This window comes from Corynebacterium variabile, assembly GCF_006539825.1.
Classification (GTDB): domain Bacteria; phylum Actinomycetota; class Actinomycetes; order Mycobacteriales; family Mycobacteriaceae; genus Corynebacterium; species Corynebacterium variabile.
The window spans coordinates 110,915-120,439 of the sequence record NZ_BJNT01000014.1; the positions used below are offsets into that span (position 1 = coordinate 110,915).

General features: G+C 62.9%; 4 protein-coding genes. 1 reads left to right on the forward strand and 3 read right to left on the reverse strand.

What is annotated here, in order from left to right; translation table 11 throughout:
- Positions 1–2: 2 nt before the first annotated feature.
- Both CVA01_RS09465 and CVA01_RS09470 read right to left on the reverse strand, forming a co-directional pair.
- The gene (locus CVA01_RS09465; protein ID WP_141330308.1) at positions 3–4,628 is read right to left on the reverse strand and encodes a DNA methyltransferase; all 4,626 of its coding nucleotides are present in this window, start codon (positions 4,626–4,628) and stop codon (positions 3–5) included.
- Between the two features lie 25 nt (positions 4,629–4,653).
- The gene (locus tag CVA01_RS09470; protein ID WP_141330310.1) at positions 4,654–7,584 is read right to left on the reverse strand and encodes a DEAD/DEAH box helicase; all 2,931 of its coding nucleotides are present in this window, start codon (positions 7,582–7,584) and stop codon (positions 4,654–4,656) included.
- A 201-nt stretch (positions 7,585–7,785) separates the two neighbouring features.
- Between CVA01_RS09470 and CVA01_RS09475 the strand changes: the two genes are divergently transcribed.
- Entirely contained in the window at positions 7,786–8,646 is an 861-nt protein-coding gene (locus CVA01_RS09475; RefSeq protein ID WP_170209746.1) for a hypothetical protein, read from the forward strand.
- Between the two features lie 112 nt (positions 8,647–8,758).
- On the opposite strand, the gene CVA01_RS09480 is transcribed toward CVA01_RS09475, so the two are convergent.
- A complete protein-coding gene (locus CVA01_RS09480; protein WP_244938232.1) occupies positions 8,759–9,445 on the reverse strand; it encodes a DUF6308 family protein in 687 nt (228 codons plus the stop codon).
- Positions 9,446–9,525: the final 80 nt, after the last annotated feature.

Below are 9,525 nucleotides of genomic sequence, written 5' to 3' on the forward strand. Positions count from 1 at the left end.
TTCTATTCCGGCTGGTTCAGCAGGGGCTCGTATTTGGCGTAGGCGGCACGCAGGTCCGCCTCCCGGTCGAGGATCCGGAACGGGTACTCGAAGAAGTACATCTTCTGGGACTGCGGGTGGACCCAGGTGCGCTCCTGCAGCGTGAGCGGCTTCTCGCCGCCACGCTTCTCGTGGAGCTTCGCGATTTCTGTCGGGACCTTGCGGCCGTTCTTGTCGAAGTAGTCGACCTCGTCGTAGCGGAAGCGCATGACCGGGAACTGGGTCCGGTAGATCATGCACAGCTCATCAGCGGATACGCCGAGAGAGAGCGCGACGATGGCATCGATCTCATTCTGTGCAGCGCGGCGTGCTTCGGCATTGCGGAGGGGGGTGTCGATGGTCCATTTCTCTCCGGTGATATCTTCCCACAGTGGAGCATAGGCCTCGGTGAGGCAGTTCAGGCGGAGGTAATTGAGTATAAGCGTTCCTCTAATGCTAAGTCGTATTTTGGGCATAGGGAACAGAGAAACGGTGCTTGATAGGAGGTGCGAAAGTCCAAGTGATCTTGCGAAAAAATCAAGCGACATGGAGCTAAGCGTGGCTCCGGCCGCGCAGGTGTCTTCGGGATTTCGAGAAGCGGTTGATGTGATTGTGAATAGATGACTTGATCCGATAGGGATAATTGCAGGGTATATTGTTCGGAATCCTGTTGTGGCAGCCATTGTCCTCCAACCTACTCTGAAATAAGATTGTGCTTGATCGATTTCCCCTTTCGCGCTCCAAGGCGAGAAATCTTCGTCAAAAGTTGGTTTCACTATCCGGTCCGGCTGATAGGCGGTCGCCGGGACGAAGTCGGCGGGCATGGCCTCGAAGTCGACCTCGGACCAGTCCTTATTGCTGCTCATCGTAGGGTTGGGCTGCTTGGACATAGGTGTTGACACTCCGAGGTGAGGGCCCTGGAGGATGGCATCATTCCACGACTCCGGATGCTTCCACTCTGTATCGAAGTAGCCCTTTTTCTTGTCAATCGATTCATCCCACCCGCGTGAGAACTGAAGCCCCAGCTGCTTCATCCGTGGTGCGGCGGCCAGCTTCTCAAGTACTGCAGCGGCCTCAGTATTCACCGTGTAAACCATGCGGGTCTCCAACAAGGGGGTACCTGGCTCCTCCAGGATGGAGTTCCAGACTCCTAGTTCGTGCTCCTCGACCTCGATAATCCGGTCGCGGTGGGGGCGAAGATCCCAGTGATTATCATCGTCCTTGAAGCCCGGAAGTGTTCCTGTTCCATCGTGGTGGAGGGAATCGGTGACAGTTTGTGGGTGATAGAGCGACGCCGCGTTGAGGAAGGACACACCCTCTTGCGGATGACCGTAAAGATGGACTCCATAGGAGACCAGGTTGTGAACATCGAACAGCCGCATCTCGTTGATGAACTGCCAGTGGCGGCGCAGTCGCCTGTACGCTCCCTCGCGCAACGAAGCAGCCTTCTTTTCGGTGAAGTGAGACCCAGGGTGGATAAGCCCAACGACACCATCATGAGATGCATGGCGCCAGGTGGTCTCCATGAACGCGCGGTAGAGGTCCGGTTGTTGGCCACGTAGATAGGGGTACACAGTAACCTCGCTGAGGGAATCTGCTGTAGCCACAGATTCACTGATGCCATTGGTTACGGTGGACATAACCACGGGGTTCTCTGACCACTGCTGTCGGCGTTCTCGTTTTGCCGCCTGGGTCGGCTTATGGGCGAGCATGAACCACGGGTCGTGTTCTGCGTACAGAGCATCCAGGTCCGTGCGGGGCCGCACCCACGGCGGGTTACCCACCTGCAGGTCGAAACCACCCCGGGACATAACGGCGGCGAAATCCAGGTCCCAGTGGAAGAACGCCTGAGCGGCGGCGACCTGCTGGACGACTTTCAGCCACGGGTGTGCAGCCAGCAAATCTTCGGTGGACATCATCCGGCTGAACACGTGATCCTGGGAGTCCACGCCTTCCAGCTCATCCCAGTTCAGGTCATAGCCCAGGCGGGTCTGCCCGGCGGTCTTCGCCTTCGTGTCCTTGAACGGCGTGCCCAGTGCATCACCGAGCATTGCCAGCCACTCTTCCTTGGAAGGCAGGGCTTCGGTCTCGGTCAGCGGCCAGAACCACAGGGCGTTCCACGCGTCCATCACCAGACGCAGGCGCTGGTAGGGGCTGTCCGGGTTGCCGTACAGACCCGCCTCGATCTCTGCGCGGGTTGTGTTCTTCGCGGACTGCTCTGCCTCGTCCTGCCCCCAGAGATCAATGTCTCGGCGAGCCTGATCCTCGGCGATGCGCCAGCGCACCAGCGCCAGCCGCCACAGCGTCTCCACGCGTTCCGATGCTGCCGCCAACTGCTTCTGCTGGGCATTGGTGAACCCTGTGCGGACAGACTTCCGCCACTCCTTCATCGCTTTCTGCTCGTCTCCGGCGATGTCCTTGAGATCCTTGGCGTCCGCCGCGGCACCCCAGCCGTTCGACGGCAGGAGGAAATGGTGGATGCGCCCGGCGACGGCAGGATCAGAGCTGCCGTCCTCGACGGCTTTCGCGACCCCGTCCATGCCATGCTCGGTAGGGACTTCCTTGAGGTAGTCCTTCTTCGTCACGCTGTTCGCGGAGACGGTCGCCCTGCGGGAACCGATCAGGGAGTTGCCGTGGCGCAGATGCAGACCGAACCAGGGGGCCTTGAGGTCGGCGGTCATTGTATCCAGCCAGAGCGATATCTCGGCGAGCTCGACCGCGGTCTTGTTGAGGTCCACGCCGTAGACCTGGTGCAGGGCAATGGAAGCCTTGACGTTCTGCAACTGACGGGTCCGGTCAGTGGACTCGATGAGGTCGCCAGTTTCCTCCTGCTTCTTGTCCAGGTACAGGTCGGCGAGCTGGCGGACCGCTTCCACAGCGAAGGCGCCGGAACCCATCGCCGGCTCGCAGATCGACAGGTCGAGCACGTCATCGGCGCAGGTGATGCGTCCCTCCTCCTGGAGGACCTCGATGGCCTGACCCACGGTGAAACTGGTGAGGACCTGCGGGGTGTAGAAGGACGCCGACCGCTCCCGGTCGCGGGAGGACTGCCGGAAGACGAAGGATCCGCGCGTGTGCTTCCGGTTCTGCAGCTGTTCGCCGCCGTCCGCGGTCTCCACCGTGGCCTTGACGAAAGAGTCCGCCGGAAGATCGTCGGCCATGGTGACCGGGACGACCCAGGAACCCTTGGAGGCATCGCCCTTGGGAGCGACCTCCAGGAGGTCCTGCTCGGCGATGAAGCCGGTGTAGGACATCAGACCCTCATAGACCTGTCCCAGCTCGGTGACACCCAGGGTGGCATAGGAGATGAAGCCGCGGTCCTTCTTCGACTTCTCCCGGGTCAGCAGCAGACGCTCCAGAATCCGGTGGAGTGCAAGGTTGCTCAGCTGTACCTCGTTGATCAGTGAGGTGGCCTGGGGCTGGAAGAGATCGGCATCAAGGTTGCGGAAGACGAGGCCCTCGTTGCCGGCATCCTTCAGATACCCGGCAGCGGACTGGTCCGCGGGATCATGGCCGTTGTTGACCATGTCGAAGAGGATCTGCAGGGACTGGTAGAGGTGCGTGCCGCGGCGGGCGCGGTCGGTGACCGGCTCGGTGAGGACCTGGTCGCGCAGACGGGCCAGGCCGTAGCCTTCGTCGTACTCCGGGGTGCCGGTCGGCAGGATATTGAGCTCCGGGGTCGCCTCGGCGAACAGGAGGAAGAGGATCCGGTAGAGGTAGCGCAGGGACTGCTTGGCCAGCTCATTGCCGTCCGGGCCGTCGGTGCATTCCACCGGAAGGTGGTTCTCCCGGCGCCGGTCGAGCACATCATTGCCGATGATCTCGATGGACTCACGGACCGCATCGCGCAGACCGGCGGAGACCTGCACGGAATGCTGCCGGGCCTCCTCCATGGTGGCCTCCCACCACTGGGAGTGGTCCTCGGCGCGGTCGGTGTTCTCCCGGGCGAGGATGGTGACGATGCGCTGCAGCTCGCCGGCCTTGGAGGTGTCATTCCGCTCCACAGCGACGCCGAGGTCCACCGCCAGATAACGACCCAGGGGCCAGCCATCCCGGTGTGCCAGGACAATCCACTGGCCGGCGAGGACGAGAAGGAACTCCGGGCCGTCATCGGCGAGGAAGAGCTCGCTGATGACCTTGGCGCCATGCCAGCTCTGAGCCTTATCACCGAGGAGGACCTCATCGGTCAGACCGGCGGTGGCGAGATCCTCCGGCGCGGAGATCGGGGCGGCGGTGAGCACCAGGACCGCGCCGGAGACGGTCCGGCGGCCCGGAAGGGTGACGGCGTCCTCATTGCGGTGGAAGGTGAGGGTCTTCTCGTCCGCCGGGTAGCCGAAGGCCCGGGCCACAGTAGCGTAGGTGGTCTTCAGCGAGTCCGGGTTGTCGGCGTCCAGCGTGGAGAGATCCAGCTGAAGATCCTTGTGCGCGGCCGTGAGTCGGACCCAGGGGGAGGTCCCCTCCGCGGCCTTGTCCGCGTTCTTCCACTCGGTGACGCGCTCGGTGACGCGCTTACCGAAGGTCCGGGAGGACCTGCCCTTGGTCTCCTCGCCGGTGAAGTAGTGGTCGCTCAACCACTCATCGACATTGATGATCGAATCGAAGGTAGACATATGTGCTTTCCGAAGTGGTGGCGGATCAGGGGAGGAGAACGAGAAGGGGGCGGACAAGGGAGCGGGCGGGCGTCATCGACTGCATCAGGGCCTGCTCCTGCTCCACCAGCTGCTTCGACAGGCCCATGGTGCGGGTCATGGAGAGCTGGTTGTTGTTGCTCCAGGCGTCGTAGCGGGCGGTCCACCTGTCGGTGCGCCGGTGGGCGGTATCTTCCGCCGAGGTGAAGACCGTATTCATCGTGGCCTGGGCAGCGGCGACGGCGGCGGCCATGAGCTCGGCGGTATCTGCCGGGGTGTGTGTCGAACCGTCGTTGATGGCGCGGGTGCTCAGACCGGTATCCGCGAGCCATGTCACCGGATCCGCGATGACCTCGACGGCGGCCGCGGCACTGCCACCGATGGACAGGCCGAGCGGGCCTTCGGTCGCCGCCATGAAGGTACGGGAGACGACCTGGCCGTAGGTGTTCGTCAGCGTGCCGAGCAGCAGCACCGTGGGTGTGGCGACAGTCGCAGTTACCGCCGGGATCTCATTGCGGGGGATGGCACTGAGCGCCCGGTCAGCCGCCCACTCCGAGACCGGGTGGAGGGGACCGAGGAAGTGTGCCTTCGGCCAGGAGTTGTCCCGGTCGTTGCGGGCGTTGTCCAGCTGCTTTTTGCCGCTGGCGGGTGAGGTCGCCAGCATGAGGTTCTCCTTGACCTTGCGGGAGGAGACGTAATCCTGGGGGAGGAAGTCGAACCGCCGGCGCAGATCCTCCGGCGGAGTCAGCTCCACCAGATCGCCGGGGTGTTCCACCCAGTCGATGCCACCGGCCGTCGGCGAGTTCTGAGGGGCATCCCCGAAGGCCTCGTTGAGAGCATCGCGGAGGTAGTCGATCTCGGAGGGGTAGGTGGTGTCCGGCAACTGGTCGTAGACCGGGCGGGCGGTTTCCGCGGTCTGCGGTTCGGTGGTCTGTCCGTCGCTTCCGTCGGTCTGTTCTGTGTCAGTTCCGCTGAGCGCGTTGAGCGCGGCGAAAAGGCCGTTCATGTCGGCAGTGGTCGCCGGGCCGTCCCCCTCGATCTCGGTCACCAGAGCGTGGGCGCCGGAGACGATGTCCTCGGCGGTATGTACGACCGCATCGAAATCACGGTTACCTCGGAGGACCTCGCGGATGGCTTCCTCCTCGCGCTGTTCGGAGTGCTCACCCATCAGCGAGGCGGCGTCCCCGAGCAACTGGTGGGCGGTGTACTCGCGCTCGACGAGCTTCTCCAGCACGTGAAGCTCGCCGATGGAGCCGGCGTCCGAGGGATCGAGGAGCAGCGTGGTGATCTGCGGATTGTGGTGCTGACCGTAGCGGTCGATGCGGCCGTTGCGCTGCTGGATGCGGATCAGTGACCAGGGGATGTCGTAGTGGACGAGGTGATGGCACTGCAGGTGCAGGTTCACACCCTCGCTGGCGACATCACCGGTGACGAGGATGCGCAGCGGAGTGTCCGAGCGTTTGAACTCGTCGATGATCTCCATCTGCTCGGTATCCGAGAGACCTCCGTGCATCACCTTCACCGCGCCGGCCGGCATCTTCAGGTGCGTGGTGAGGTTCTCCTGTAGCCAGTGCAGGGTGGCGACACGCTCGGAGAACACGACGGCGCGGGTCTCCTTGCCCTTGCCGACGCCGATCTCCTGCAGGTAGTTGACCAGGGCATTGTACTTCTCGGAGGTCTCCGGGGTGATCTTCTCCGACAGGTCGAGCAGGCGCTCCAGATTCCTGGTCTCTGCCGGATCGGAGGTGCCGTTTCGGGTAATTCGGCCGCTGATGGTCTCGGTGAGGGCAGCGGGGGACGAGAGATAGGTCTTGACGAGCGTCCAGGTGAACAGGCTGTTCGCGCCGCTGACCCAGGTGTCGTGGAGTTCGCGGGCGACGGCGTCTTCTTCGCGGGAGGCCTCCACCAGAATGTTCCGGGGCTTCTCCCGCGGCGCCCACTCGCCCCCGACGACCTTGGCGACCTCGGGGGAGTGCCGATGGCGACGGATGATCAGTCGCTTCGCGGCCTTCATGTCCACCGAGCCGTCCGGGAGAACAGACAACGGATCGAGCAGGCGGAGGATCTCCTTGAAGGATTCGTCGTCACCGTTGTGCGGGGTGGCACTGGCGAGGATCAGGGCATCGGTGCGAGGGGCGACCGTGCGGGCAAGCTCGTTGTTCTGGGTGGAGGCGTTCGTCGCATTGTGGATCTCGTCGATGACCACGGCATCCCAGTGGACCTTGCGCAGCTGCGCCCGGAACTTCGGCGACTTCAGCGTGTCGATCGAGACGATGACGCGCGGGAAGTAGGTGAAGGGGTTGCGGGAGGCAGGCAGCTTCTGGCGGACCTTCTGGATACCCACGGAATCCAGGCGGACCAGGGGGATCGAGAACCGGGTCCAGAGCTCCTGCTGGAACTGCTCCATGACATGCTTCGGAGTGATGACGAGGATGCGCTCGCCCCGACCACGGCGGATGAGTTCGGCGAGGATCATGCCGATCTCCAGGGTCTTACCGAGTCCCACGGCATCGGCCAGGAGAATGCGCGGACGGACGTTCGCCGGATCCAGCGCCCGGTGCACCGCTGAGAGCTGGTAGTCCAGCGGATCGGCGAGCATACGGGTGGAGACCTCCAGCTCCTGCTGGTCCATCGGGACCGGGGTCTGCCGCAGGGTGGACTCGACCCACAGGCGGGCACGGCGGTAGCCGGGGGAGGAATCCGGGGTGACAGTGACCTTCGTCGGGTCGAGAACTTCGATCTCGTCGAGGGCGGTGAAGAAGGTGGCGGTGGTGTCCCGGACGTAGTCGGAGACGCCGCGGACCCGGACCCGGTATCCGTCGGTGGTGCGGGCAACACCGGTGACCAGCCACTGCTCGTCGCGGACGGTGACGGTGACGCCGGGGGAGGGAACAGTGTTCTCTGGGGCCGTTGGGGTTTCCGAGACCGGGAGTGTCATGAGGTGCAGAATACCGGTTCAGGTGCGGAATATCTTAGGAGGGGCTGACAAAAGTGGTTGGCCGGCCCGGCGGGGTTAGGTGAGGTAAGAGGCCAGCTGGGGATTCTCTCCGGTGGGTTACCCTCGATGGGGTGTGATGTTCATATGGCAATATCACCTGTGTTCCGGGACGAGAACCCACAACTCACCGAGGAGACCAGAATGTATCTGCGACGACTTGCCGCTGTGACGGCAGCTGTGGCCATGACTGTGGCGCTCGGCGCCTGCACCTCTGACGGCTCTGATGACGGGGATGCTGCGGCTTCCTCGTCCTCTGCTGCGCCTGAAGCGGCTCCTGCTCTGCCGGAAGCTGCTGTCGGTGATGCGTTGAAGATCGAGGATGCGACGCTGACCGTGCACATGATGACCCGTGGTTCCGAGTGTGACTACGGCAGCGACGGGGTACTTCCTGCCGGTGCTGAGCTGGTGCAGCTACGGGCTGAGGTGGACAACGGTGGAGACGCTGGCCTGACCCTCGACCCGGTCAATGTGGTCAACGAGGACGGGAGTTCTGCGGACTGGCCGGCCGAGATGAAGGACGGAGGCACCGGGTGCATCCAGGCTGACCACTCCGATGAGTACTACAACTGGAGCGAGGAACTTCCCGTCGGTGGACCTACCAACGTCTACGGCAACATCGCTGTTCCGGAAGGTGCCGGGATCCTCAACATCGGCGGCTACCGCTTCGAGATCCCGGAGGATGAGGCCGATGACGTCGAGGAGCCTGACCCGACGCCTGGGGGTGATGAAGGAGTGGTGCCGGAGGATGCACCCGCCCCGGCAGCGGCCGGCGACTACATCTGCCCGGACAGCGGCATGAATGTGGTGGATCCTGAGGGGTGTCAGAGGCCCGACGGCTGGAACGGTCCGTACTACGTCGATGTGAACCCGAACTCCGGAGCCTATGATCCTCGGTTCTACCATGAGGACGGCACCGCGAAGACGTCGTGGGAGATCCAGACCAAGGCCGGTTGTGATGAGGGGTACATCACGGATCCGGAGCTCTGCGCAGCGGTGCAGTAGTGGGATACTTTGGGTCAGCGCCGCCCCGCAGTGCACCATTCAATCACCGGTGTATTGGTGGAAGTCTCGTGCTGATGTCCTGCTGAAATAGGTGTCCGCGCCGGAGTGGCTACTACTGCGTCATGAAGTTCCGGTCGGCTGTCGGGGCAGTGTACGTGCGCCATTCGGGGTGCTGGCCCTCCATCCAGGATACGACGTCCAGGATGCGCAGGGCGCTGATGGAGTTTGGCAGCTCCGCTCCGTTGCGCACCTCGTTGATCCGGGTTCGAAGAGTCTCGTTCGTCGACAACTCGGCGTGCACGGTGTCGAGGAAAACTGTGTCGGGCGCCAGGCGGGATTTGACGACGCGGTCGAAGATCGGGAACAGACGTGGTCGTTTCCGGGCGATGAGCTTGGTCGCGGTGACTTTGCTGACACCACGAATCTCACACAGAGCTTTCTCCAGTCGGCGGGCCGGCCAGTGGGCGGGCAGCGGTCCTGGTTCATCGGCCAGGTCTCGATCCGGTCCAATGCCCTTGAGCAATACGGAGTACTGGTTCTGGCGGTAGTAAAGGACTTCGGGGACGGTGCGATACTGACCGAGACCGATGCTCAGCATCGGTAATGACAAGAGATCTGCCGGAGTGAAAAAGTCAGCGTGCTCCGGATTGGTTGAGCAGTTGTCGAAGAACGCCCCTCGGAAGAATGGAGGGCTATCGCCACGCTTCGGAAAATCATCGAATCTTGCAGCATAGTACGCGCCGACGAGGTTGATGTCTGCACTGAGGTCGTCAGTCTGTAGCGAGGGAGGGACGTGCAATTTGTGGCAGCTCCTGGACCTAAAAGTGATTGAAGTAGGTTACGTCCTCTAGCGTGGTGTATCTGTAACTGCTGGTGACC

What these genes read in the sequence shown, in the direction of transcription:
- CVA01_RS09465 (WP_141330308.1), bottom strand. Translation starts at nt 4,628, where the DNA reads ATGTCTACCTTCGATTCGATCATCAATGTCGATGAGTGGTTGAGCGAC.
- CVA01_RS09470 (WP_141330310.1), bottom strand. Translation starts at nt 7,584, where the DNA reads ATGACACTCCCGGTCTCGGAAACCCCAACGGCCCCAGAGAACACTGTT.
- CVA01_RS09475 (WP_170209746.1), top strand. Translation starts at nt 7,786, where the DNA reads ATGTATCTGCGACGACTTGCCGCTGTGACGGCAGCTGTGGCCATGACT.